The sequence below is a fragment of the Actinoplanes sp. NPDC048791 genome, from assembly GCF_040650095.1.
Lineage (GTDB): Bacteria > Actinomycetota > Actinomycetes > Mycobacteriales > Micromonosporaceae > Actinoplanes.
In genome coordinates this window covers 1-23,560 of record NZ_JBEZGQ010000018.1, presented here as the reverse complement: position 1 = coordinate 23,560, position 23,560 = coordinate 1, and the positions used below count along the sequence as shown (strand labels likewise).

Below are 23,560 nucleotides of genomic sequence, written 5' to 3'. Positions count from 1 at the left end.
CGCGGTACCGTGGGGGGGGGGTGTCGTTGTCTGGGTGGGGGGATTTCCGATCAACCTGGTCCCACCCCCGCCCTGCTTATCCCCGACCCCCCACCACCCCGACCCGGCGCCGCCCGTGTCCCGGCCCGGTTCCTGAAAAACGGAGCTCAGATGCGTTCGACCAGCGCGCCCAGGGCGGCCAGCTTGCCCTCGAAGTCCTCGTAGCCGCGGTTGATCAGGTCGACGCCGTACACCCGGGAGGTGCCCTCGGCGGCCAGCGCGGCGATCAGGTGGCTGAAGCCCGCCCGCAGGTCGGGGATGACCAGGTCGGCCGCGTGCAGCTTGCTGGGGCCGGCGATGACCGCGGAGTGCTTGAAGTTGCGCCGGCCGAAGCGGCACGGGGTGCCGCCGAGGCAGTCGCGGTAGACCTGGATGGTCGCGCCCATCGTGTTCAGCGCCTCGGTGTAGCCCAGGCGCTGCTCGTAGACCGTCTCGTGCATGATCGACAGGCCGCGGGCCTGGGTCAGGGCCACCACCAGGGGCTGCTGCCAGTCGGTCATGAAGCCGGGGTGCACGTCGGTCTCCAGCGCCACGGCGTTGAGCTCGCCACCCGGGTGCCAGAACCGGATGCCGCCCTCGACGCCGGTCACGCCGGTGCGCCCGACCCGGGCGTCGGTGATCTCGAACTCGCCGCCGATCGAGCGGAAGACGTTGAGGAACGTCATCATGTCGGCCTGCTGCGCGCCCAGCACCTCGATCTCGCCGCGGGTCGCGAGCGCGGCGGCGGCCCAGCTCGCGGCCTCGATCCGGTCCGGGATCGGCTTGTGGTTGTAGCCGTGCAGGCGGGGCACGCCGAGGATCTCGATGACCCGGTCCGTGTGCACCGTGATGATCGCGCCCATCTTCTGCAGCACGCAGATCAGGTCCATGATCTCCGGCTCGATGGCCGCGTTGCGCAGCTCGGTCACGCCCTCGGCGCGCACCGCCGTGAGCAGCACCTGCTCGGTGGCGCCCACGCTCGGGTACGGCAGCTCCAGCTTCGTGCCGTGCAGTCCGTTGGGCGCCGTCAGGTGCATGCCCTCGGGTGTCTTGTCGACGACCGCGCCGAACTGCCGCAGCGCCTGGATGTGGAAGTCGATCGGCCGCGGCCCGATGTGGCAGCCACCCAGGTCCGGGATGAACGCGTGCCCGAGCCGGTGCAGCAGCGGCCCGCAGAACAGGATCGGGATCCGGCTCGACCCGGCGTGCACGTTGATCTCGTCGCTGCTGGCGCTCTCCACGTTGGTGGGGTCCATGACGAGCTCGCCGTCGTCGGCGCCGTCGGTGACCTTCACCCCGTGCAGGCCGAGCAAGCCGCGGACCACCTCCACGTCGCGGATGCGCGGCACGTCGAAGAGCCGGCTCGGCGACTCGCCCAGCAGGGCGGCCACCATGGCCTTGGAAACCAGGTTCTTGGCGCCACGGACCCGGATCTGTCCGTGCAGCGGCGTACCGCCGTGTACGGCCAGGACGTCGTCGGTCAACGCAACCTCCAGAGGCGGGCGCGTCAGCGCGCCCGGATGCGAACAGGGGTGCAGCCGACGGGGGGACCGGGCGGCTGCCGCCCGGGCAGCATAGCCCTGCGTGACCAGAGCAGAAATCATCACAACGCCCAAGGCGGCACGAATTGCTGATGATTAAGGCAACAAAAAGGTGCAACCGTGCGTACGGCTCATCGACGGTTACCGAGGGTGAGGTTTTACGGCAGTGCCAGCATCTGATCGAGGGCTACCCGCGCGTACTTCGCGGTGTCCTCGTCGACGGTGATGCGGTTGGGCACGCGGCCCGCCACGAGCTCCTCGAGCGCCCACACGAGGTGCGGCAGATCGATGCGGTTCATGGTCGAGCAGTAGCAGACCGTCCGGTCCAGGAAGGTGATGTGCTTGTCCGGGTGGGCCAGCGCCATCCGGCGGACCAGGTTGAGCTCGGTGCCGACCGCCCAGGCCGAGCCGGCGGGCGCCGCGTCCAGGGCCCGGATGATGTATTCGGTCGAGCCGACCTCGTCGGCCGCGCGGACCACCTCGTGCTTGCACTCCGGGTGGACCAGCACGCGCACGCCTGGGACCCGCTCGCGGACCTCGCGCACGCTGTCGATGGTGAACCGGCCGTGCACCGAGCAGTGCCCGCGCCAGAGGATCATCTTGGCGTTGCGCAGCTGCTCGGGGGTGAGGCCGCCGTTCGGCTTGTGCGGGTCGTAGAGCACGCAGTCGTCGAGGTCGAAGCCCATCTCCAGCACCGCCGTGTTGCGGCCGAGGTGCTGGTCGGGCAGGAAGAAGACCTTCGGGCTGCCTTCAGTCCGGTTAAGGGCGGTGGTGGGGCGGTTGGACGGGCCCTGCTCGAATGCCCAGTCGAGGGCGCGCTTGGCGTTGGACGAGGTGCAGACCACACCGTTGTTGCGGCCGACGAAGCCCTTGATGTCGGCCGAGCTGTTCATGTAGGTCACCGGGACCACATCGCCGGCGATGCCCAGGTCGGTGAACTGCTCCCAGGCGGTCTCGACCTGGCCCAGCACGGCCATGTCGGCCATCGAGCAGCCGGCGGCCAGGTCCGGCAGGATCACCTGCTGGGACGGGCCGGTCAGGATGTCCGCGCTCTCGGCCATGAAGTGCACGCCGCAGAAGACGATGAACTCCGCGTCGGGGCGGGCCGCCGCCTCGCGGGCGAGCTTGAACGAGTCGCCGGTGACGTCGGCGAACTGGATGACCTCGTCACGCTGGTAGTGGTGGCCCAGCACGAACACCCGGTCGCCGAGCGCGGCCTTGGCGGCCGTGGCCCGGGCGACGAGATCAGGGTCGCTGGGCGCCGGCAGATCGCCGGGGCAGTCCACGCCGCGCTCGCTGGCGGGATCGGTGCCACGGCCGAGCAACAGCAGCGCCGTGGCGGTGTTCGCAGGTTCGGTCCAGGTCGACGTCACGAGATCCATGTTTCCACAAGGTTGCCGCGCCGTCGGCCGGCAGATGAGTGTCCTAGGGCACTCAGCGGCGGCGGCCCTGGAGCTTGGTCGCGAGCTTGCGGAGCCGCGCCTGGTTCTCCGGCTTGGCCAGCTGACGCTGACCCTGCTGGACGATCTTCTGACCCTGCGGGCTGCGCAGGAACATCTGCAGTCGCTGCATGAGAGTGGCCATGCAACCGAGCGTGACACCCCAACCTGTGTGATGCCTGTACTTTCTCCCCGTGCGCGTATTGATCTGCCCCGACAAGTTCGCCGGCACGCTGACCGCCTCCGAGGTCGCCTCCGCGGTGGCCGAAGGCTGGCACGAGACCGCCCCGGACGACGAGACCGTGCTGCGCCCGCTGTCCGACGGCGGTCCCGGCTTCGTCGAGGTGCTGGCCACCGCGCTCGGCGGCCGCCGGCTCCCGGTCGACACGGTCGACCCGCTGGGGCGCCCGGCCCGCGGCGAGGTGCTGCTGGTCGGTGACACGGCTTACGTCGAAAGCGCCCAGGCCTGCGGCCTGCACCTGCTCAGCAAGCAGGAGCGGGACGTCAACGCCGCCACCTCGTACGGGCTGGGCCTGCTGCTCGCCGCCGCGGTGGAGGCCGGTGCGGCCGAGGTGGTCGTCGGGCTCGGTGGTTCCGCGGTCAACGACGCCGGCGCCGGGATGCTGGCCGCGCTGGGTGCCGGCCCGGTCGACGTGGGCGGCTACGCCCTGCCGTACGGGGGAGCGCCGCTGATCACCGCGACCGCCCTGGCCGGCGAGCCCCAGCTGCGCCAGGTACGTCTCGTGGTGGCCACCGACGTGGACAACCCGCTGGTCGGCCTGCACGGCGCCAGCAACGTCTACGGCCCGCAGAAGGGTGCCACCCGCGAGGACGTGCTACGGCTGGACGCGGCGCTGGACCACTTCGCCGGAGTGCTGGAGCAGGCGTTCGGCGTGGAGAACCTGCGCGTCCTGCCCGGTGGCGGCGCGGCCGGGGGGCTCGGCGCCGCCCTGCTCGCCCTCGGCGGCCGGGTCGTCTCCGGGATCGGCCTGGTCACCGGCCTGATCAAGCTGGAGGAGCAGCTGGACGCGGCGGATCTGGTGATCACCGGTGAGGGCTCGTTCGACCACCAGTCGCTGCGTGGCAAGGTCGCCGCCGGCATCGCCAACGGCGCCCGCGACCGGGGCCTGCCCTGCGTGGTCATCGCCGGGCGCAACGAGACCGGTCACCGCGAGGCGGCCAGCGCCGGGGTCACCGAGACGTACGCCCTCATCGAGCACTTCGGCTCCGAGGAGCAGGCGCTCGCCGAGCCGGCCCGGGGCCTGCGCGAGGTCGCCGCCGGGCTCGCCCGGCAATGGAGCAGATGACCAGGTGTTCGACATCTCGGCCCCAGCGATTGGGAATACGCCCGGACAGCGTTAGCGTTGGCCGGTACGGCACATCACCGGACCGGCAGGAGAACCGCAACGTGACCACTGAAGCGCACACCGAGTCGACCGAGGCCACCACGGCCGCGCCGACCGGCGTCATTTTGACCGACGTCGCGGCCGCCAACGTCAAGCGTCTCATCGCGCAGGAAGGTCGCGACGACCTGCGCCTGCGCATCGCCGTGCAGCCCGGTGGCTGCTCCGGCCTGCGCTACCAGCTGTTCTTCGACGAGCGCTCGCTGGACGGCGACATCGTGGCGGACTTCGACGGTGTCGAGGTCGTCGTCGACCGGATGAGCTCGCCGTACCTGGCGGGTGCCACGATCGACTTCGCGGACCGCATCGACGCCCAGGGCTTCACCATCGACAACCCGAACGCGCAGAACTCCTGCGCCTGCGGTGACTCGTTCCACTGAGCCGCCCACTGATCCGCTCGGCCGAGGGCCGTTCCCGAGCTGGGGAGCGGCCCTCGGTCATGTCCACCAGATGACGCCCGGGTGTCGCCCGGGCCGACGGCCGGTAGGCTCACCCGGTAATCGCACCCGACCTCGAGGGCCGACATGAAGATCGCCGTTACCGGCTCGATCGCCACCGACCACCTGATGCACTTCCCCGGCAAGTTCGCCGAGCAGCTGATCGCCGACCAGCTGCACAAGGTCTCGCTCTCGTTCCTGGTCGACGACCTGGTCGTGCGGCGCGGCGGCGTGGCTTCGAACATCGCCTTCGGCATGGGCAAGCTCGGCCTGCGCCCGATCCTGGTGGGTGCGGTCGGCGCCGACTTCGCCGACTACCGGTCCTGGCTCGAGCGGCACGGGGTCGACTGCGACTCGGTGCACGTCAGCGAGGTCGCCCACACGGCCCGCTTCGTCTGCACCACCGACGACGACCTGAACCAGATCGCCTCGTTCTACGCCGGCGCGATGAGCGAGGCCCGCAACATCGAGCTGGCCCCGGTCGCCGCCCGCGTCGGCGGCCTCGACCTGGTGCTGGTCAGCGCCAACGACCCGGCCGCGATGATCCGCCACTCGCAGGAGTGCCGGGCCCGCGGCCTCGCGTTCGCCGCCGACCCGTCGCAGCAGCTCGCCCGGATGGACGGCAGCGACGTGCTGACGCTGATCACCGGCGCCGAGTACCTGCTGACCAACGACTACGAGCGCTCGCTGCTGGAATCCAAGGCCGGCCTCACCAGTGAGCAGGTCCTGGAGCAGGTCAAGATCCGGGTCACCACGCTGGGCAAGGACGGCGTGGAGATCACCGGCCGCGACCTGGAGCGGATCCACGTGCCGGTGGCCCGCGACGTCATCCCGGACGACCCGACCGGCGTCGGCGACGGCTTCCGGGCCGGCTTCTTCGCCGCCCTGGGCTGGGGCGTCAGCCTCGAGCGGGCCGCGCAGGTGGGCTCGCTGGTCGCCGCGCTCGTGCTCGAGACGGTCGGCCCCCAGGAGTACGACGTCAAGGCCGACTTCTTCCTCAAGCGCCTCGCCGACTCCTACGGTGACCAGGCCGCGGCCGACGTCCAGCCGCACCTGCCCACGGCCTGACAGAGATGGTGCTAGCTGTCTTCGCCGGCCTGCCGGGCGTGGGCAAGAGCACGCTCGCCGAGCGGGTGGGGGCGGTGCTGCCGGCCGCCGTGCTGGCGGTCGACACCGTCGACTTCACCATGCGGGCGTACGACGTCACCGAGCCCCGGCCCGGCTATGCCGCGTACGGGGTGGTGGCGGCGCTCGCGGAGGCTCAGCTGAGGATGGGCCACCACGTGATCATCGACGCGGTGAACCCGGTGAAGGCGGCCCGCCAGCACTGGGTCGAGCTCGCCGAGCGCCTCGACGTCCCGCTGCGGGTCGTCGAGGTGGTCTGCGGCGACGACGCCGAGCACCGCCGCCGGGTGGAGACCCGCTTCGCCGCCCGGGCCCACGACGGGATCCCGGACTGGGTGCGGGTCCTCGAGCGTCAGGCCGAGTACGAGCCGTACCTGGGCCCGCGGCTGGTCGTGGACACGTTCCTGGCCGAGGAGCCGGTTGGGCCGGTCGTCGACTACCTGACCCTGCGCACCTCGTAGACGTCCGGCGCCGGGCTGCCCAGATACTCCTGGGCCTTCATCCGGCACCAGGCCGGGATGTCGTTGGCCGCCGCCGGGTCGTCCGCCAGCACCCGCACCACCTCGCCGACTGCCACCGTCGGCAGCCGCTTGGCCAGGTCGATGATCGGCAGGGGACAGCGCCGCCCCCGCGAGTCCACCTCGATCACATCCCCGCCTCCGCCCGGAGCCCGGCGACCACCCCGGGCAGGACCGCCAGGAAGCGGTCCACCTCATCCTCGGTGGTCCCGCGGTGCAGCGACACCCGTACGTTGCCGTGGCTGAGCACGCCCATCGCCTCCAGCACGTGACTGGGCCGCAGCGTCGAGGCGGTGCAGGACGAGCCGGAGGAGACGGCGAAGCCGTGCCGGTCCAGCGCGTGCAGCAGGGCCTCGCCGTCGACGTACAGGCAGGAGAAGGTGACCAGGTGCGGCAGCCGCTGCACCGGATCGCCGACCACCTCGACGTCCGGCACGGTCGCCGCAACGGTCGCCCGGATCCGGTCCACCAGGGCGGTGAGCCGCACGGCCTCGGTCTGCGCCACGGCCAGCACGGCCCGCAGTGAGGCCGCGGCCGCGACGACGGCCGGCAGATCGAGCGCGCCGACCGGCCGCGGCCGGTGACGATCATCACCCGGGTACGGCGACAGCCACCGCACCCCCTTGCGCACCACCAGCACACCCACCCCCGGCGGACCGCCCCACTTGTGCGCGCTGGCCGTCAGCAGTGACCAGCCCGGTGGCACCGGCACCCGCCCGATCGACTGCGCGGCGTCCACGAACAGCGGCACGCCGTGCTCGGCGCAGGCCTCCGCGGCGGCGGCCACCGGCTGCACTGTGCCGACCTCATGACTGGCGCTGATCAGGCTCGCGAGGGCCACCCCGGGAGCGCCGACCGCCGTGCGCCAGGCGTCCAGGTCGAGCCGGCCGGCCAGGTCGACCCCGACCGGCACTGAGTCGCCGGCCTGGGCCGCGGCGTGCAGCACCGCCGAGTGCTCGATCGCTGAGTGGACCAGCGTCCGTCCGGCCCGCGCGCGCCCGGCGAGTCCGCCCAGGACAGCGGCGTGCACCGCGGCCGTACCCGAGGACTGGAAGGACACCTCGTCCTGCCGTACCCCCAGGGAGTCGGCGACGCTGCCCTGCGCCGCCTCACGCAGCTGCTGGGCCCGCCGGCCGGCGGCGTAGAGGCGGTCCGGATCGGCCCAGCCGTCCGCCAGCGCGGCGAGCAGCGCCTGCCGCGCGACGGGATGCGGGGGAGCGGCGCTGGCCGCGTCCAGGTAGGCGGGCGCACCGGCGGGATCGGCCATGAATTCCACCTTCCGAACGGTATCGTCCACATGATCAGTCGTTTCGCGGGTACGCCGAAGATCCGACCCCCGGTCAGCGGGTGGCAGGGCCAGGTCGAGTAGTGTGCGACCGTCGGTGACACCTTGCCGCCGGTGTCCGGATTTCGCACCGGGCGGTGCTCTAGGGAGGCAGGAGCAGGTGGTCTCAAGGAGTTCGGTCGCACGGCCGCGTGTCGTACGGCTCGCCGGGCTCGGTGTCGGTGGTGCCATGCTGCTGGCCCTGCTGTCGGGCTGTTCCGTGGACAGCGTCGGAAGCGCCTTCGGCGGGTTCGGCTGGCCCGAGCACGGCATCAGTCTGCAGGCCCACAAGATGTACGACCTGTGGATCGCGTCGACGATCGCGGCACTGGTCGTCGGGTTCTTCGTCTGGGGCCTGATCTTCTGGTGCATCATCCGGTACCGCAAGCGTGGCGACAATCTGCCCGTGCAGACCCGGTTCAACATGCCGCTCGAGGTTCTGTACACGGTGACCCCGGTGCTGATCGTCGCGGTGCTGTTCTACTACACGGCGATCGTGCAGACCGACGTGGACAAGCTCTCGGCCAAGCCGGACATGACCGTTGAGGTCGTCGCGTTCAAGTGGAACTGGCAGTTCAACTACCGCGACGCACCCGGCGCGGAGGCCAAGACGGTCGCGTCCAACCTCGGCTCGAGCGACGTCATCCCGCTGCTGGTCCTGCCCACGGGCAAGAAGATCCGCTTCGAGGAGACCAGCCGCGACGTCATCCACTCGTTCTGGGTGCCGGAGATGCTCTTCAAGCGTGACGTGTTCCCGGGCAACGTGCGCAACACCTTCGAGGTGACCCTCGACCGTGAGGGCCGCTACGTCGGTCGCTGCGCCGAGCTCTGCGGCACGTACCACGCCTTCATGCAGTTCGAGCTGGTGGTCGTCTCCCCGGAGAAGTTCGACCAGTTCCTCGCGGCCAAGGAGGCCGGCGGTTCCACCCAGGACGCGATGGGTGCGATCGGCTTCACCGGCGACGAGCGCTTCGCCGTCACCACGCAGCCATTCGACACCCGCCGGACCAACCAGTCCTGGAACCAGTCCGGCAACACCGCGGCGGGGAAGTAGGGACCTGAGTTGAAGACCGAATACAAGATCTTTGCCGGCGTTGCCCTCTTCCTGTTCGGCGCGGCCGCCGTCTACGGTGCCTACACCTACGGCGAGGTGGGCCAGCTCGAGTGGATCGGCTTCGTCGCGCTGATCCTCTCCGGCCTGCTCTGCTCGATGTGCGGTGGCTTCTTCTGGTTCGTGGCCCGGCGCATCGACCTGCGGCCCGAGGACCGCGAGGACGGCGAGATCGCCGAGGGCGCCGGTGAGGTCGGCTTCTTCAGCCCGGGCAGCTACTGGCCGTTCGGCCTGGCCCTGGCCGCGTCGACCGCCGGCCTGGGCCTGGTGTTCTGGCAGTGGTGGCTGGTCGCCCTGGGCATGATCATGGTGATCTTCGCGTCCTGCGGCCTGCTGTTCGAGTACTACTCGGGCACCCGGCACCCCGCCGAGCACTGACCCGTACGCAGCAACGTTCAGAAGGCCCGCATCCCCTCGGGGTGCGGGCCTTCTGCTTGCCTGTGCCGCCCGCGCCGGGGCGCGGGGTCAGGTGGGTGTGGGTCAGGCGGCCCGGCGCTGCTGGGGGGCCACTCGGGACCCGCCCGCGGACAACAGCACGCGGAAGGTGACCGGGGCGACGATCTCCGCCGCGCCGCAGCGCGTGCAGAGCAGCTCGGGGCACTCCTCGGCATGGCCGTCGGCGCAGGGTGGCGTCTCGAACGGCATCTCGGTGTTGCAGATGACGCAGCGCAGTTCTCGGTCTCGCACGGGTGGCTCCTCTTCGCCGGAAGGTGGAATTACCCGAATGTCCTTCGAACGTTGTCACGGGCCGCGACGCGGGTCAGGAACCCGGCCCGGCGTGTCAGGAAAATATTGGCCGGTCACCGGCCGGCTCCGCGACCTCAGGCGGGTTCGGCGGCCTTGGCCGCCTTCGCGGCCTCGACCCAGCGGCCGAGCAGCGCCGTGGCCGCCCCCGAATCCACCGTCTCCGCGGCCCGGGCGATCCCGGCCCGCATCGTGACGGCGAACGTGCCGGCGAACCGCGCGTGGGCCGCGAACGCCGCCGCCGCGTTGAGCAGGACCGCGTCGCGGACCGGGCCCTTCTCGCCGGCGAACGTGCGCACCGCCGCGTCGGCGTTGAACGCCGCGTCGCCGCCGCGCAGATCACCCGGGTTGCTGCGGGGCAGTCCGAAGTCGACCGCGTCCACCACGGACTCGGTCACCGTGCCGTCCTTGACCGTCCAGATCCGGGTCGGCGCCGCCGTGGTGAACTCGTCCAGGCCGTCCTCGCCGCGCATGACCAGCGCGGAATCGCCACGGCGGGCGAAGACCTCGGCCATCACCGGGGCCATCCGCTGGTCGAAGCAGCCGACCGCCGCCGCGCGGGGCCGGGCCGGGTTGGTCAGCGGGCCCAGCACGTTGAAGAACGTCGGGTGGCCCAGCTCGCGGCGGGTCACCGAGGCGTGCCGCATGCCGGGGTGGTAGCGGGCGGCGAAGCAGAAGCCGATGCCGGCCTCGGCGACGGTGCGCTTGACCCCCTCCGGGCCCAGGTCCAGCGGGATGCCGAAGAACTCGAGCAGGTCAGCGGTGCCGCAGGCGGACGAGGCCGCCCGGTTGCCGTGCTTGACGACCTTGACCCCGGCCGCGGCCGTGATGATCGCGGCCATCGTGGAGATGTTGACCGTGTGGGCCCGGTCGCCGCCGGTGCCCACCACGTCGACGGCGTCCGTGCGGACGTCCTCGGGCAGCTCGACCACCGTGGCGTTGGCCAGCATGGCCTCGACCAGCCCGGCCAGCTCCGCGGGGGTCTCACCCTTGGCCCGCAGCGCCACCGCGAACCCGGCGACCTGCACCGGGGTGGCGTTGCCGGCCATGATCTCGCCCATGGCCCAGGCGGTGTCCTGCGCCGAGAGCTCCTCGGAGCGCAGCAGGGCACTCAGCAGGTTGGGCCAGGTCGGTGCTCCCATGCGGGGCACTCCTTCGGGGGGAGTTCGGGTTGCCTTCAGTCCGGTCAAGGGCGGCGGCGGGGTGGTTGGAAGGGCAGCTGAAGGTGGGATCAGCCCAGCTTGCCCATGGTGCCCAGCGGGATCACGCCGTCGCGGCGGCCGCGGAGCATGCCGGCGATGGTCTGACCGGTGGTCACCGGGTCGAGCGGGTGCACCAGCGTCGCGTCGACCTGGGCGAACGCGGCCAGCCAACGGTCGGCGGCGCGGGCGATCACCACGCAGGTGGGCGGCGGGTCGGCGTACTCGTCCTTGGTCTGGCGGGCGATGCCCAGACCGCCGGCCGGGGCCGCCTCGCCGTCGAGGACCATCAGGTCGATCTCGTAGTCGTCCAGCAGGATCCGGCACTCCTCCCAGGTGGAGGCGTCGACGAACTCCACGGAGAGGTCGGCGGCGGGGCGGACGCCGATCGCCAGCCTGATCCGGTCCCGGACCGCTGGGTCGTCGCTGTACAGCAGGACGGTGTACTTGTCCGGCTGCGGCTTGCTGTCGTCGCTCATGTGTGCCCCGGTTCCCACGCTCGTAGGTGCCCGCTGATCGTACCGAACGGGCTAGCGGGCGTCCGGCTGTGGTCGTACCGTCGGGGCCGGCTCTGTGATCTTGGTCGCCGCCGCCGTGGCCGCGCCGGCCGGCTCGTCCGGCACCGCGCCGGCGCGGCGCTGGTCCTCGGCCTCCGCGCGGTCCAGGGCCCGGTCGATCCGCTTGGCCTCGCGCTCGGACTGCTTGATCCACTGCAGCACCAGGATGCCCAGCATCGTGACGCTGACGATCTCGCCGCCGGCCCACAGGATGCCGCCGGCCACCACCTGGTCGTTCCACGGGTTCGACCAGTCCAGGCCCAGGCTCGGGTACCAGTCGCCGCCGAGCAGGGTCCTGCTCTGCATGATGGTGAGCCCCAGCACCGTGTGGAACGGCACGGACAGCACCATGAGCAGCGCCCGGGCCGGGTACGGCCAGCGGTTGGGCAGCGGGTCCAGGCCGAGCAGCGGCCAGAAGAACAGGCAGCCGGTGACGATGAAGTGCACGTGGATGAACTCGTGCAGCCAGGCGTGCTCGAGCGTGGCCCGGTAGAGCCCGGTGAAGTAGAGGACGAACGGGTTGGCGACGAAGATCCCGAACGCGACCAGCGGGAACGTCAGCACCCGGGCGGCCCCGCTGTGCAGCACCGCCAGCAGCACCTTGCGGTTGGCCGCGGGCAGCGTGCGCAGCGCCAGCGTCACCGGCGCGCCGAGGGCCAGGAAGATCGGGCCCACCATGGACAGCACCATGTGTTGCACCATGTGCACGCTGAGCAGCGTTGTGTCATATGCCTCAAGGCCGGTGACGGTGACCGCGGCGATCGAGCCCAGCCCGCCGAGCAGGAAGGCGACCGTGCGGCCGCGCGGCCAGTGGTCGCCGCGCTGCTTCAGGCGGTGCACGCCGTAGAGGTAGACGGCCCCGGCGATGACCAGGAAGAGCGCGAGCAGGCTGGTCAGCCGGATCTGGGTGAAGATCTCGGCGACGCTGAACGGCGGGGGCGCAGTATCCCCCGAGGCCGCCGCGAGCGTGGGCATTTCGACTGGCTGCACCCTTCGAGGCTAGGCCCCGACCGACCGTCACCGGCGCACGGGGCGCGAACCAGGTACGGATTGGGCCCCCCGCGACATGTTCGAGTGATCGCGGGGCAATAATGAGCCCGTGACAGCGGCAGCCATCGACAAGAGCCGGATCCACTCGCTGACGAGACCCAACATGGTCAGCGTGGGGACCATCGTGTGGCTCTCCAGTGAACTCATGTTCTTCGCGGCGTTGTTCGCCATGTACTTCTCGATCCGTGCCGCCGCCCCGGAGATGTGGGAGGAGCACACCAAAGAGCTCAACATCCCGTACGCCACCACCTTCACGGTGATCCTGGTGCTCTCCTCGGTCACGTGCCAGCTCGGTGTCTTCGCGGCGGAGAAGGGTGACGTCTTCGCGCTGCGACGCTGGTTCACCATCACCTTCGTCATGGGCCTGATCTTCGTGCTCGGCCAGGCGAACGAGTACCGCACGCTGGTCAGCGAGGGCGTCAAGCTCAACAGCGACGGCTACGGCTCGATGTTCTACCTGACGACCGGGTTCCACGGTCTGCACGTCACGGGCGGTCTGATCGCCTTCATCGTCTACATGATCCGCACCACCATGGGCCGGTTCACGCCGGCGCAGGCCACCTCGGCGATCGTGGTGTCGTACTACTGGCACTTCGTCGACGTCGTGTGGATCGCGCTGTTCGCCATGATCTATTGGCTGCAGTAGCCGCCCGCCCGTGAGTTTCAAGGTCAAAACCCAGAGGACACAGCCCATGACTTCTGACACCCCCGCCGGCCGGCGTTTCCGGGTGTTCAACCGGCGGCGGTCGGCGCCGAGCCGGATGCGGCGGCGCCTCGGCGCGGCGGCGCGCATGCTCGCCGCATTGGCACTGGCCGGAGGCGTCTACACCGCTTTCGCCCCGGGCGCGTTCGCCGAGGACACCCCGCAGCTCTCCGCGTCCGCGCAGGAGGGCAAGGCGCTCTTCGACAACAGCTGCATCTCGTGCCACGGCCGCAACGCCGAGGGTGTCGAGGGTCGCGGGCCGAGCCTCATCGGCGTCGGTTCGGCCTCGGTCGAGTTCCAGGTGGGCACCGGCCGCATGCCGATGACCCGCCAGGAGGCCCAGGCCGCGCAGAAGCCGCCGCAGTTCGACAAGGCGCAGACCAAGCAGCTGGGGCAGTACATCCAGGAGCTGGGTGGCGGCCCGCAGATCCCGACCGGCGACCTGACCATGAGCCTCGAGGAGAACCCCGAGGCGCTGTCGGCCGGTGGCGAGCTGTTCCGGCTGAACTGCACCTCCTGCCACGGCTTCGGTGGCGGCGGTGGTGCGCTGTCCTCGGGTAAGTACGCGCCGAGCCTGCACGACGCGACGACCGAGGAGATCTACGCGGCCATGCTCAGCGGTCCGCAGAACATGCCCGTGTTCGGCGACAACGAGCTGACCCCGGACCAGAAGCGCGAGATCATCACGTACGTCAAGATGCAGCTCCAGGAGGACAAGGACCCGGGCGGCCTGTTCAACCTGGGCCGGTACGGTCCGGTCACCGAGGGTCTGGCGATCTTCGTCGTCGGCATCACGATCCTGGTCTTCGCGGCGCTGTGGATTGCGGGGAAGTCATGACCGTTGTCAAGGAACCGCACGGCGCGCACGGCGCCGGCGAGGAGCCGCTGGACCTCAGCGACCCGCGGCTGTCGCGCTTCGAGATCGTCCGGGAGGGCGCTCGCCGGGACGACATCGAGATCGTCACGTACGAGTCGCAGTTCCCGGGGCCGAACACCCGGGCCGAGAAGCGCATCGAGCGCTCGATCGCCCTGCTGTTCCTGGTCGCCGGCCTGCTCGGCCTGGTCTTCCTGATCGCGTACATCTTCTGGCCGTGGGAGTACGAGCTGGGTCACACCACCAGCGACTACTACACGCCGGTGCTGGGCATCTCGCTCGGCCTGGCGCTGCTGGCGATCGGCTTCGCGATCCTGACCTGGGCCAAGAAGCTGCTGCCGCACGAGGTCTCGATCCAGGACCGCCACGAGGCGATGTCCACCGACGAGGACCGGCAGATCACCGGCCAGACGATGCTGTTCACGGCCGACGAGCTCGCCATCCAGCGCCGGCCGCTGCTCAAGGGCGCGGTCGCGCTGGGCCTGACCCCGATCGCCCTCGCCGCGGTGGCCCCGCTGATCGGTGGCCTGATCCGCAGCCCGCACAAGCCGGACCGTGGCCAGGACCCGCCGATGTTCCGCACCGGCTTCGACCCGGTGCCCAACCAGGGCAAGCTGGTCCGGCTCACCCGCGAGGACGGCACGCCGATCCGGCCCGAGGACGTCAGCGTCGGCGGCCAGATCACGGTCTTCCCGGGCATCCCGCACGGCGCCACCAACGAGTACGCCGACTCGCCCACCCTGCTCATCCACCTGCGCGCCGGTGACGCGGCGGTGGCTCGCGCCGCGACCGACGGCGATGCCAAGAACAAGGGTGCGATGTGGGGTAACTACGTCGCATACTCGAAGATCTGCACCCACGCCGGCTGCCCCGCCAGCCTGTACGAGCAGCAGACCAACCGGCTCCTCTGCCCGTGCCACCAGTCGCAGTTCCTGATCACGGAAAACGCCAGGCCGATCTTCGGTCCCGCGAGCCGCCGCCTGCCTCAGCTGCCCATCACGGTGGACGAGGAAGGCTTCTTCGTGGCAACGTCGGACTATCGAGAGGCCGTAGGGCCAGACTTCTGGGAGCGGCCATGAAGCGCCGGAAATTCGATCTAGCAGCCGTACCGGGCAAGACAGCCAAGGGTCTCGACGAGCGCCTGCAGGTCGCCACCCCCCTTCGCGGCCTGCTCAACAAGGTTTTCCCCGACCACTGGTCCTTCCTGCTGGGCGAGATCGCGCTGTTCTCGTTCATCGTCCTGCTGCTCAGCGGTGTCTTCCTGACCCTCTTCTTCGACCCGTCGATGAAGGAGATCGCGTACGACGGCGCCTACCCGGCGCTGCGCGGCACCGAGATGTCGACCGCGTACGCGTCGTCGCTGGACCTGTCGTTCGAGGTCCGCGGTGGTCTGTTCATGCGCCAGATGCACCACTGGGCGGCCCTGCTCTTCATGGCCTCCATGATCGTGCACATGGCCCGCGTCTTCTTCACCGGCGCGTTCCGCAAGCCGCGTGAGGCCAACTGGATCATCGGCATCGCGCTGTTCCTGCTCGGCTTCCTCGCCGGCTTCACCGGCTACTCCCTGCCGGACGACGGCCTGTCCGGCACCGGCCTGCGCATCGCCTCGGCGATCATGCTGTCGATCCCGGTCGTCGGCTCCTGGGTGTCGGCGTCGATCTTCGGCGGCGAGTTCCCCGGCGAGCTGATCATCGGCCGCTTCTACATCGCCCACGTGCTGCTCATCCCGGGCGGCCTGCTCGCGCTGATCAGCGTGCACCTGGGCCTGGTGTTCAAGCAGAAGCACACCCAGTGGCCCGGCCCCGGCCGGACCAACTCGAACGTCGTCGGCGAGCGCATGTTCCCGCGGTACGCGCTCAAGCAGGGCGGCTTCTTCATGGCTGTCTTCGGCGTCATCTCGCTGATGGCCGGCCTGTTCCAGATCAACCCGATCTGGCTGTTCGGGCCGTACCGGGCCTCCGAGGTCTCCTCGGCGAGCCAGCCCGACTGGTACGTCATGTTCATGGACGGCCTGGTCCGGCTCATGCCGGCCTGGCAGATCGACATCCCGATCGGCAACGGCTACGTGATCCCGCCGCTGTTCTGGCCGGCCGTCGTCGGCCTGGGCGCGCTGTTCACGGTCCCGATGATGTACCCGTTCATCGAGGCCCGGCGGAACAAGGACAACAAGTCCCATCACCTGCTCCAGCGCCCGCGGGACGCACCCGAGCGCACCGGCGTCGGCGCGATGGCGTTCACGTTCTTCATCGTGGCCACCATCTCCGGCGGCAACGACGTCATCGCCGACAAGTTCCACATCAGCCTGAACGCGATGACCTGGGCCGGCCGCATCGGTATGGTGATCCTGCCGCCGCTGGCGTACTGGCTGGCCGTGCGGATCTGCCTGGGCCTGCAGCAGCACGACCGCGAGGTGCTGGCCCACGGCGTGGAGACCGGCATCATCAAGCGGGCCGCCGACGGCCGGTTCTACGAGGTCCACCAGCCGCTGGGCCCGGTCGACGACCACGGCCACCCGCTGCCGCTGGACTACGCGGGCTGGGTCGTCCCGAAGAAGATGAACCGCCTCGGCGCCCTGGCGCCCGCGGTGAAGGGCTTCTTCTTCCCGGTCGAGAAGCCGGCCGAGGCGCCGGTGTCACCGGGCATGCCGCCGGTGACCGCCCGCGAGGAGCGCGAGGAGATCACCTCCGGTCGCTGATCGAAGAGCACGGAAAAGGGGACCCCACGGGGTCCCCTTTTTCATGCCCGCAGGCGGCCGACGGACTCGGCGTAGTAGAGCGACTCCGCCAGATGAAAGGCGATCTGCCGCGGCGACCAGGCCGAGCCGTCACGCCGATCGAGCTGGGCGTCGGAGAGGGCCCGGAGCCGCACGTCGAAGACCTGCGCCAGCCGGGTGAGCCGGCTGCGGGCCTCGTCGAGGTCGGCCGCGGTGAAGGCGGCGAGATCGGCGGCGGTGGTGGTCGCGGAGGCATGCCAGGCGTCCGGGATGGTCGGCACTCCGGCGACGCGGGCCTCGATCTCGGCCAGGTGGTCGATGAGGTGGTCGGTGACCCGCCGGATGGCCTTGTGCGGGGTGTAGAGGCGGTCGCCGGCCGGAACGGGGACGCCGTCCCAGGCGGTCCAGGTGGCCGCCAGGGTCAGGACCTGGTCGACCAGGCCGGTCACGACCTCGGCGGGATGCCGGTCGTCGGTCAGCGGGGTGTCGGACATCGCGGCAGCGTAACCGGGGCCTCCGACACTTTTACGGCCCTCGGCCGGCCCGCGGCCGGCGCCTCATGGCGCTTGCTGGCGCTGGGTCGGAGGCCGGCGGCGTTGGTCGGCGCTCGGCGGCCGGTGCCCGGCGGTGCCCGGCGGTGCCCGGCGGTGCCCGGCGGTGCTCAGTCGGCGTCGGGGAGGCCGATCGCGAAGGCGTCCTCCAGGTCGTGCTTGGAGTAGGCGCGGAAGGCGATGTGCGACTCCGTGTTCAGGACCCCCGGGGTCTTGGAGATCCGGCCCGCGATCACCTCGGCGATCTCGTCGAACCGGGCGACCCGGACGATCGCGATCAGGTCGACGTTGCCGGCCACCGAGTAGACCTCGCTCACGCCGGGCAGCGCGGCGAGCGCCTCGGCGACCTCCGGGATGGAGTCGGTGGCGCACTCGATGTGCACGATCGCGGTGTTCACGCTGGCGTCTCCTCGGCGATGAGGCGGATGGGTGGGACGGGTCGGTTCATGCTATCCACGGCGCGGCCGGCGGTCAGGCGGGGACGGTGAGGTCCGGGCCGGCGCGGACGGCGTCCCGCAGCGACTCGCCTTCGTGCACTGTCGCCCCCGGCCAGATCACGCACCGGGTGACGCTGCCGTGGACCTCGGCGCCGGCACCGATCACGGACTCGGCCGCCCGGCCGGTCAGCGTGGCCGTGGGGTCGGTCAGGCCGGCGGCTGCGTGCAGGTTGGCCGTCAGGTAGTCCGCCGGCGTACCGGTGTCGATGTAGACGCCGTCGTAGGTGACCAGCTCCAGCTCGTCCGCCGCCTCGGCCGGGCGCCACACCGTGCGGACCAGGTCGGACGGCTCGTCGGTGAGGTCGCGGAGGTAGCGCCACGGCACGAGCGAGAAACCGGCGAACCGGTGGCCGCTGAAGCCACCCGTCGTGCCCGGGGGCAGGGGGCGGGTCAGCATCCGTACGGTCTCACCGGTCCAGCCCTCCAGCAGCGCCGCGATGTCCTTGCCCGGCTCGCGTTGCGGATCCGCCAGATACGCGTCCGCGTTGCCGATCAGCGCTCCCCGGCCGTCGATCCACCCCCGCAGGCGGCCGAGCCCGCCGGACGTGCCCAGCGGGCCGTCAGGCTCCACGGACAGGTGCGCGCGGTCGCCGACGTGGGTGACGACCTGCTCGGCGAGGTACGCGGCGTTGACGGCCACCTGGGACGGTCCGCTCAGGCCGAGACCATTGATCCGGGTCAGCGCCCGGTCCAGCAGGGCGACGTTGCCGACCGGGCACAGCGCCTTGGGCAGCAGCTCGGTCAGGGGCCGCAGCCGCTGACCCTCGCCGGCCGCCAGCGGCGACGGCCGGCGTCATGACGGGCTGTGGGCCGCGTGCGGGCCCATGCCGTAGATGCCGAGGACGATCGCCGTGTTCGGGGTCAGCCGGGGCAGGTCGTCCAGCGGGAACCAGCCCGCCTCCAGGACCTCACCACCGTCGACCACCAGCGGGGTCGTCGACGCCGGGACCGAACCCATGAAGATCGTGTCGACCCAGCCCTTGGCGTGCACGATGGCGTTCGGCACGGCCGGGATCAGGTCGTCCGGGTCGATGACCACGCCCGACTCCTCGGACAGCTCACGGGCCGCGCCCACCGCCGGCGGCTCCGCCTTCTTGAGCAGGCCGGCCGGCAGGCCCCAGCTGCGGCCGGGCGGCTGCCGGAGCAGCAGCAACCGGCCGGGCTCCGGTGCCTCCGAGTCGCGGATGATCGTCACGGCGCCGACCAGATATTTCGGCACGATCAGGCGGACGATGCGGCGGCGCACGGAATGCGGCAGCCGGTAGAACGTCTGGTACGCGACGCCACGCAACCGCCGGTGGATGTTCACCCCGCCAGGCTAGCGGCCGGGCGCGATGGGCTCAGTCCGGGTGGTCGACCAGGGCGATGAGCTGCTCGACCACCTGATCGGGCTCGAGGTTGCGCTCGGTGACCGCCACCAGCATGGTCTCCAGGTCGGGATAACCGAGCTCCTCGGCCAGCCGGCGCAGCGGAACCTCGCTGGCCAGCCCCCGGTCGTGCTTGCGCAGGGTCAGCCCGATCGTCGCGCGGCCCAGCCGGACCTTGTCGGCGATGCTGATGCCGGGGCTGTTCTCCTCGGCGAAGTAGCGGTTGATCTGCATCTGCGCCTGGGTCGACTTCACGAAGCCGAGCCATTCCTTGCGGGGCCCGCGCGGTGCCGCGCCCGGCTCCACCTCGACGTGGCCGTCGGTCTCGGTGAAGATCTCCACCACGTCGCCGTCGCGCAGGGGCGAGCTCAGCGGGGCCAGCCGGCCGTTGATCGTCGCAGCGAGCGTCTCGTCGCCCTTGTCGGCGCTGAGCTCGTACGCCAGGTCGACGGGGGTCGAGCCGGCCGGCAGGTCGAACGTGTTGCCGTGGGCGAACACCTGGATCTGGCCCTCGGCGAGGTCACAGCGCAGCGAGGCGAGGAACTGGCCGGCGTCCGTGGTGTCCTGCTGCCAGTCCAGCACCCGCTTGAGCCAGGTGAGCTGGTCGGCCCCGGTGGCCTCGGCGCCCTCGGTCGACTTGGGGTAGCGGTAGCCGGTGGCGACGCCGTATTCGGCGCAGCGGTGCATCGACACCGTGCGGATCAGCACCTCGACCAGGCGGCCCTCGGGACCGGTCACCGTGGTGTGCAGCGAGCGGTAGAGGTTGTTCTTCGGGGAGGCGATGAAGTCCTTGAACCGGCCGGCGACCGGGCGCCACTGGCCGTGGATCGCGCCGAGCGCGGCGTAACAGTCGGTCTCGGGCCCGTCCACGATCACCGCGATGCGGGGCAGGTCCAGCGGGACCGCGTGGCCGCCGGCGACCGTGTCCTTCCAGATCGAGTAGTAGTGCCGCGGGCGGGGCATGACCTTCGCGTCCACCCGGGACCGGCGCAGCGCGACCTGGGCCTTGGCCTTGACGTCGTCGACGTATTCGGCCCAGCCCGGGCGGTTCTTCACGTGCTCGTCGATGCGGGCGAAGGACTCCGGCTCGAGGTGGTAGAGCACCACGTCGTCGAGGTCGCGCTTGAGGGCCTGGATGCCGAGGCGGTCGCACAGCGGGACCAGCACGTCGAGGGTCGCGGTCGCGATCCGGGCCCGGGAGGCGGGGGAGCGGGCATCGAGGGTACGCATGTTGTGCAGGCGGTCGGCCAGCTTGATGACCAGCACCCGGACGTCCTTGCCGGCGGCCACGATCATCTTGCGGATCGTCTCGGCCTCGGCGACCTTGCCGTAGAACGCCTTGTCGAACTTGGTCACGCCGTCGACCAGGTGGGCCACCTCGGGGCCGAAATCGCCGTGCAGCGTCTCCAGCGTGTAACTGGTGTCCTCGACCGTGTCGTGCAGCAGCGCGGCGACCAGGGTGGTGGTGTCCATGCCGAGCTCGGCGCAGATCTGCGCGACCGCGAGCGGATGCGTGATGTACGGATCGCCGCTCTTGCGGAACTGGCCGCGGTGCATGTTCTCCGCGACGGCATAGCTGCGGCGCAGCACGCCCGCGTCAGCGGAGGGGTGGATGTGACGGTGGGTGCGGGTGAGCGTGGTGACCGGGTCGTCGTCGTTGCCCTGGAAGCTGAGGAACGATCGCAGCCGGCGCGAAAGGGGGATCTCCGCGGGTGACGGAGACAGGGCACGTCCAAGGGCGGCGCCGTGGCCGGCGTCGACGTCCACTCGGACACCCCCTCACCGATCTACCGCAAGATCCGCCCGGCCCGCTTCGTCTACCCCGAACGGTACGCACGGATCCCACCGATTTTCACGGCTTCGCGCGCCGTGTTCCTTACAGCCTAAGCGAGCGAGCGTCATCCGAACGGTCAGTTACCGATGAGCGAACGGACGAGTCTCTTCTCGACGCCGCGGCTTCCGCCCTGGTGAGGAGCCTAGTGAAGCGCGCAGCGCCACGCGCCGGTGACACCCAGTCGCCAGAAGTTTCCACCAGCCGGGTGTCGGGCCGTTCCAGCCAGGCCAGGATCCGTTCGGTCTCCTCCGCCGAGGCGGCCGGGACGGGACCCGGTCCTGTCAGGACCGTCTCCGCGGTGGCGCGGGCCATGTCCAGGGTCGGCCGGGGGTGCAGCCGGGGCGGTGAGGTCGCCGCGGCGGCCAGCCGGCCGTGCCGGACCACGATGATCTCCCAGCCGTACGCGTCGTTGCGCCGGGCGGCGACCAGCTCGCTGATGCCGGTGAGCGCGCCGAGGCGTTGCATCCGGACGGTGGCGCGCAGGAGCGCCACGAGCCGGGATCTGATCACCGCCGCCTCCTCGTAGCGCTGCCGGTCGGACAGCACCTCGATGCGGGCCAGCAGGGCGTCCACCAGGGGCTGGGGGTCGCCGTAGGTGGCGGTGCGAAAGGGCAGGGCGGCTCTGCGGGCGTACTCCTCCGGGGTGATCTCGTGCTCGCAGGGCGCCGGGCATCGCCCCAGCTCAGCCAGCGCGCAGGCGGGCGTGCGGGTCTTGATCGAGAGCTTGTGGGTGCACTGGCGCAGCGGCACGGCGTCATAGACACCCGCCGCGGCCAGCTCGGCCGTGCGGCGCGAGGAGAACGGGCCGAGATAGGCGGCGCCGTCCTCGGCCAGCGACCGGACCACCGACAGGCGGGGGTACGCCTCGGCGGTCAGCTTGAGCCAGACGACCCGCTCCGGATACTTCGACCTGCGGTTGTACGGCGGCGCGTGGGCCGCGATCAGCCGCAGCTCGCGCACCTCCGCCTCCAGCGAGTGGGCGCACTCCACCGCCTCGACCCGGACCGCGGCGCCGATCATCTCGGACATCCGGGCCCGCTTCTCGCTGGCGGTGAAGTAGCTGCGCACCCGGGTCGCGATGTCGACCGACGTGCCGACGTAGAGCGGGCGCTCATCGGCGGCGCGGAAGACGTAGACCCCCGGGGCGTGCGGCAGGCCGTCGGCGAGGTGCCGCTGGCGCCGCTGGGTCGGGGTGACCGCCTTGGCGAACTCGATGGCGTCGCCCAGCGTGTGCACCTTGTAGCTGCCCAGCCGCTCGATCAGCCCGTGCAGCACGTCGACCGTGGCCCGGGCGTCGTCCAGGGCCCGGTGGGTGGGCTGGACGGCGGCCCGGAAGAACTGGGCCAGGGTGCCGAGCTTGCGGTTGGGCACCTCGTCCTTGGTCAGCGCCCGGCGGGCCAGCGCGGCGGTGTCGAGCACCCGCAGCTGCGGCCAGGGATGCCCGTGCCGGGCGCAGGCGGCCTTGAGGAAACCGACGTCGTACGGCGCGTTGTGCGCGACCAGGACGGCTCCGCGCAGGAACTCCAGCAGGCTCGGCAGCACCGCCTCGATCGGTGGCGCCGGGGCCAGCATGGCCTCGGTGATGCCGGTCAGCACGGTGATGAACGGCGGGATGCGCTCACCCGGGTTGACCAGGGTGCCGAGCACCCCCAGCTCCTCGCCGGCGCGCACCTTGACCGCGCCGATCTCGGTGATGCCGCCGCCGTCCGGCGCCCCGCCGGTCGTCTCCAGGTCGAGCACGACGAAGGTCGTGTCCCGCAGGGACAGCGCCGCCGGATCGACGGAGCCGTCGGCGCTCAGGAGGGTGTCCAGAGTGCCCTGCACGTATGCCGGTTGTGCCACGACGGGCAATTTAGAGAGGGGGTATGACAAACTCCGGCCCGCGGCGGGAAAACATCACTTGCTACCGCAAGCTTTTCCGCTGCCCACGGTGGGAGAATAGAGAAATGTCCGCGCCGCCGCCGTTCGACGACCGCCCCTTCGAGGAGGCGGCTCGTGGGACCGAGGGTGCTCCGGACCAGGCCGGGGACGACGACGCCGGGCACAGCTACGGCCCGGGCGCGGCCGAGGCGGCCGGCCCGGACGCCTCCGAGGCTTCTGACCAGGACATCGACCCGTCCGAGGACCTGGGCCCGTCGGACGAGGATCATGGTCCCGAGCCCACCCTGCCCGAGGCGGTCCGGCAGCGGATCACCATTCTGGCCGCGGCCGCGCTCACCGGGCTGCCGGCCGACGAGACCCCCGTGCCGTTGCGCCGGGTGGCCAAATTCGCCCCCAACCGCCGGGCCCGGCTCGGTGGGCCCGCCATCGCCGCCCAGCTCGCCTCCGACCCGCTGTTCCGGCAGCGGATCAGCGGCCGCATCGTCACCGACGCCGGTGACCTGGGCGCCGCCGTGGCCGGCGGGATGGCCCCCGCCGCGGCCGACCCGGTCGAGGTGGCCGCGCTGGCCTATCTGGCCCGGCCGGACGGCTGGCGCGGGCTGATCGAGGCGGCCGGCGAGTCGGTCCGCGCCGAGGCCGACGTCGCCGCGATCGCCGGCCAGATCCGCGACGCC

Annotated in this window: 25 protein-coding genes and 1 pseudogene; 11 read left to right on the top strand and 15 right to left on the bottom strand. The window is 71.0% G+C overall.

Going from position 1 to position 23,560, the window contains the following annotated elements:
- Positions 1-146 precede the first annotated feature (146 nt).
- From murA to AB0C29_RS03315, 3 genes are all read right to left on the bottom strand, one after another.
- On the bottom strand, positions 147-1,502 hold the full coding sequence (murA, locus tag AB0C29_RS03325) for a UDP-N-acetylglucosamine 1-carboxyvinyltransferase (RefSeq protein ID WP_360814493.1): 1,356 nt from the start codon (positions 1,500-1,502) through the stop codon (positions 147-149).
- 215 nt (positions 1,503-1,717) lie between these two features.
- Positions 1,718-2,941 (bottom strand): quinolinate synthase NadA, encoded by a 1,224-nt coding sequence (gene nadA / locus AB0C29_RS03320; protein ID WP_360814491.1) that lies wholly within the window; start codon positions 2,939-2,941, stop codon positions 1,718-1,720.
- Positions 2,942-2,993: 52 nt separating this feature from the next.
- Positions 2,994-3,143, bottom strand: a complete 150-nt coding sequence (locus tag AB0C29_RS03315) for a hypothetical protein (protein WP_360548233.1) — start codon at positions 3,141-3,143, stop codon at positions 2,994-2,996.
- A 49-nt stretch (positions 3,144-3,192) separates the two neighbouring features.
- Here AB0C29_RS03315 and AB0C29_RS03310 point away from each other — a divergent pair, with 49 nt between their 5' ends.
- The 4 genes from AB0C29_RS03310 (at position 3,193) to AB0C29_RS03295 (ending at position 6,424) form a co-directional block, all read left to right on the top strand.
- Positions 3,193-4,305 carry a glycerate kinase gene (locus AB0C29_RS03310; RefSeq protein ID WP_360814489.1) on the top strand — a complete coding sequence of 371 codons (1,113 nt, stop codon included), beginning with the start codon at positions 3,193-3,195 and terminating at the stop codon, positions 4,303-4,305.
- Between the two features lie 101 nt (positions 4,306-4,406).
- Positions 4,407-4,781, top strand: coding sequence for an iron-sulfur cluster insertion protein ErpA (gene erpA, locus AB0C29_RS03305; RefSeq protein ID WP_203776979.1), 375 nt, complete (start codon positions 4,407-4,409; stop codon positions 4,779-4,781).
- A 144-nt stretch (positions 4,782-4,925) separates the two neighbouring features.
- Positions 4,926-5,906, top strand: coding sequence for a carbohydrate kinase family protein (locus AB0C29_RS03300; protein WP_360814486.1), 981 nt, complete (start codon positions 4,926-4,928; stop codon positions 5,904-5,906).
- A gap of 5 nt (positions 5,907-5,911) precedes the next feature.
- Complete coding sequence (locus AB0C29_RS03295) at positions 5,912-6,424, top strand: ATP-binding protein (protein ID WP_360814484.1); 513 nt, start codon at positions 5,912-5,914, stop codon at positions 6,422-6,424.
- Here the strand turns inward: AB0C29_RS03295 and AB0C29_RS03290 are convergent.
- Both AB0C29_RS03290 and AB0C29_RS03285 read right to left on the bottom strand, forming a co-directional pair.
- The gene (locus tag AB0C29_RS03290) at positions 6,400-6,612 is read right to left on the bottom strand and encodes a sulfurtransferase TusA family protein (protein WP_360814482.1); all 213 of its coding nucleotides are present in this window, start codon (positions 6,610-6,612) and stop codon (positions 6,400-6,402) included. The two genes, AB0C29_RS03295 and AB0C29_RS03290, sit on opposite strands and share 25 nt — an antisense overlap.
- A complete protein-coding gene (locus AB0C29_RS03285; protein ID WP_360814480.1) occupies positions 6,609-7,748 on the bottom strand; it encodes an aminotransferase class V-fold PLP-dependent enzyme in 1,140 nt (379 codons plus the stop codon). Before AB0C29_RS03285 ends, AB0C29_RS03290 begins: the two co-directional genes overlap by 4 nt.
- A 247-nt stretch (positions 7,749-7,995) precedes the next feature.
- Between AB0C29_RS03285 and coxB the strand changes: the two genes are divergently transcribed.
- Together coxB and AB0C29_RS03275 are read left to right on the top strand one after the other, a co-directional pair.
- Positions 7,996-8,859 (top strand): cytochrome c oxidase subunit II, encoded by an 864-nt coding sequence (gene coxB / locus AB0C29_RS03280; RefSeq protein ID WP_360548219.1) that lies wholly within the window; start codon positions 7,996-7,998, stop codon positions 8,857-8,859.
- Between the two features lie 9 nt (positions 8,860-8,868).
- Positions 8,869-9,294: a cytochrome c oxidase subunit 4 gene (locus AB0C29_RS03275; protein WP_360814479.1), complete on the top strand. Its 426-nt coding sequence runs from the start codon at positions 8,869-8,871 to the stop codon at positions 9,292-9,294.
- 102 nt (positions 9,295-9,396) lie between these two features.
- On the opposite strand, the gene AB0C29_RS03270 is transcribed toward AB0C29_RS03275, so the two are convergent.
- The 4 genes from AB0C29_RS03270 to AB0C29_RS03255 all read right to left on the bottom strand — a co-directional run bounded on the left by AB0C29_RS03270 (position 9,397) and on the right by AB0C29_RS03255 (position 12,391).
- Complete coding sequence (locus AB0C29_RS03270; RefSeq protein WP_212990342.1) at positions 9,397-9,603, bottom strand: hypothetical protein; 207 nt, start codon at positions 9,601-9,603, stop codon at positions 9,397-9,399.
- Between the two features lie 134 nt (positions 9,604-9,737).
- On the bottom strand, positions 9,738-10,802 hold the full coding sequence (trpD, locus tag AB0C29_RS03265; protein WP_360814477.1) for an anthranilate phosphoribosyltransferase: 1,065 nt from the start codon (positions 10,800-10,802) through the stop codon (positions 9,738-9,740).
- Between the two features lie 89 nt (positions 10,803-10,891).
- Entirely contained in the window at positions 10,892-11,338 is a 447-nt protein-coding gene (locus AB0C29_RS03260) for a hypothetical protein (RefSeq protein ID WP_360814475.1), read from the bottom strand.
- A 51-nt stretch (positions 11,339-11,389) separates the two neighbouring features.
- On the bottom strand, positions 11,390-12,391 hold the full coding sequence (locus tag AB0C29_RS03255) for a cytochrome c oxidase assembly protein (RefSeq protein ID WP_360814499.1): 1,002 nt from the start codon (positions 12,389-12,391) through the stop codon (positions 11,390-11,392).
- Positions 12,392-12,515: 124 nt separating this feature from the next.
- Between AB0C29_RS03255 and AB0C29_RS03250 the strand changes: the two genes are divergently transcribed.
- From AB0C29_RS03250 to AB0C29_RS03235, 4 genes are read left to right on the top strand one after another with little or no spacing between them, the layout of a single operon-like run.
- Positions 12,516-13,112, top strand: a complete 597-nt coding sequence (locus tag AB0C29_RS03250) for a heme-copper oxidase subunit III (protein WP_360548211.1) — start codon at positions 12,516-12,518, stop codon at positions 13,110-13,112.
- Between the two features lie 46 nt (positions 13,113-13,158).
- Entirely contained in the window at positions 13,159-14,007 is an 849-nt protein-coding gene (locus AB0C29_RS03245) for a c-type cytochrome (protein ID WP_360814473.1), read from the top strand.
- Entirely contained in the window at positions 14,004-15,122 is a 1,119-nt protein-coding gene (locus AB0C29_RS03240) for a Rieske 2Fe-2S domain-containing protein (RefSeq protein WP_360548207.1), read from the top strand. The genes AB0C29_RS03245 and AB0C29_RS03240 overlap by 4 nt, the downstream gene beginning before the upstream one ends.
- The gene (locus tag AB0C29_RS03235; RefSeq protein WP_360814471.1) at positions 15,119-16,738 is read left to right on the top strand and encodes a ubiquinol-cytochrome c reductase cytochrome b subunit; all 1,620 of its coding nucleotides are present in this window, start codon (positions 15,119-15,121) and stop codon (positions 16,736-16,738) included. Before AB0C29_RS03240 ends, AB0C29_RS03235 begins: the two co-directional genes overlap by 4 nt.
- Positions 16,739-16,779: 41 nt before the next feature.
- On the opposite strand, the gene AB0C29_RS03230 is transcribed toward AB0C29_RS03235, so the two are convergent.
- The 6 genes from AB0C29_RS03230 to AB0C29_RS03205 all read right to left on the bottom strand — a co-directional run bounded on the left by AB0C29_RS03230 (position 16,780) and on the right by AB0C29_RS03205 (position 22,847).
- Positions 16,780-17,250 (bottom strand): hypothetical protein, encoded by a 471-nt coding sequence (locus AB0C29_RS03230; protein WP_360814469.1) that lies wholly within the window; start codon positions 17,248-17,250, stop codon positions 16,780-16,782.
- A 167-nt stretch (positions 17,251-17,417) separates the two neighbouring features.
- Entirely contained in the window at positions 17,418-17,705 is a 288-nt protein-coding gene (locus AB0C29_RS03225) for an Lrp/AsnC family transcriptional regulator (protein ID WP_212990335.1), read from the bottom strand.
- A gap of 73 nt (positions 17,706-17,778) precedes the next feature.
- Complete coding sequence (locus tag AB0C29_RS03220; protein ID WP_360814497.1) at positions 17,779-18,582, bottom strand: sugar phosphate nucleotidyltransferase; 804 nt, start codon at positions 18,580-18,582, stop codon at positions 17,779-17,781.
- A gap of 15 nt (positions 18,583-18,597) precedes the next feature.
- The gene (locus tag AB0C29_RS03215; protein WP_360814467.1) at positions 18,598-19,113 is read right to left on the bottom strand and encodes an NUDIX domain-containing protein; all 516 of its coding nucleotides are present in this window, start codon (positions 19,111-19,113) and stop codon (positions 18,598-18,600) included.
- Between the two features lie 31 nt (positions 19,114-19,144).
- Positions 19,145-20,938 (bottom strand): HD domain-containing protein, encoded by a 1,794-nt coding sequence (locus AB0C29_RS03210; protein ID WP_360814465.1) that lies wholly within the window; start codon positions 20,936-20,938, stop codon positions 19,145-19,147.
- A gap of 109 nt (positions 20,939-21,047) precedes the next feature.
- Positions 21,048-22,847 (bottom strand): DEDD exonuclease domain-containing protein, encoded by a 1,800-nt coding sequence (locus AB0C29_RS03205; RefSeq protein WP_360814463.1) that lies wholly within the window; start codon positions 22,845-22,847, stop codon positions 21,048-21,050.
- A 104-nt stretch (positions 22,848-22,951) separates the two neighbouring features.
- On the opposite strand from AB0C29_RS03205, the pseudogene AB0C29_RS03200 reads away from it, so the two are divergent.
- Positions 22,952-23,560: pseudogene (locus tag AB0C29_RS03200) on the top strand (hypothetical protein); the annotation flags it as partial.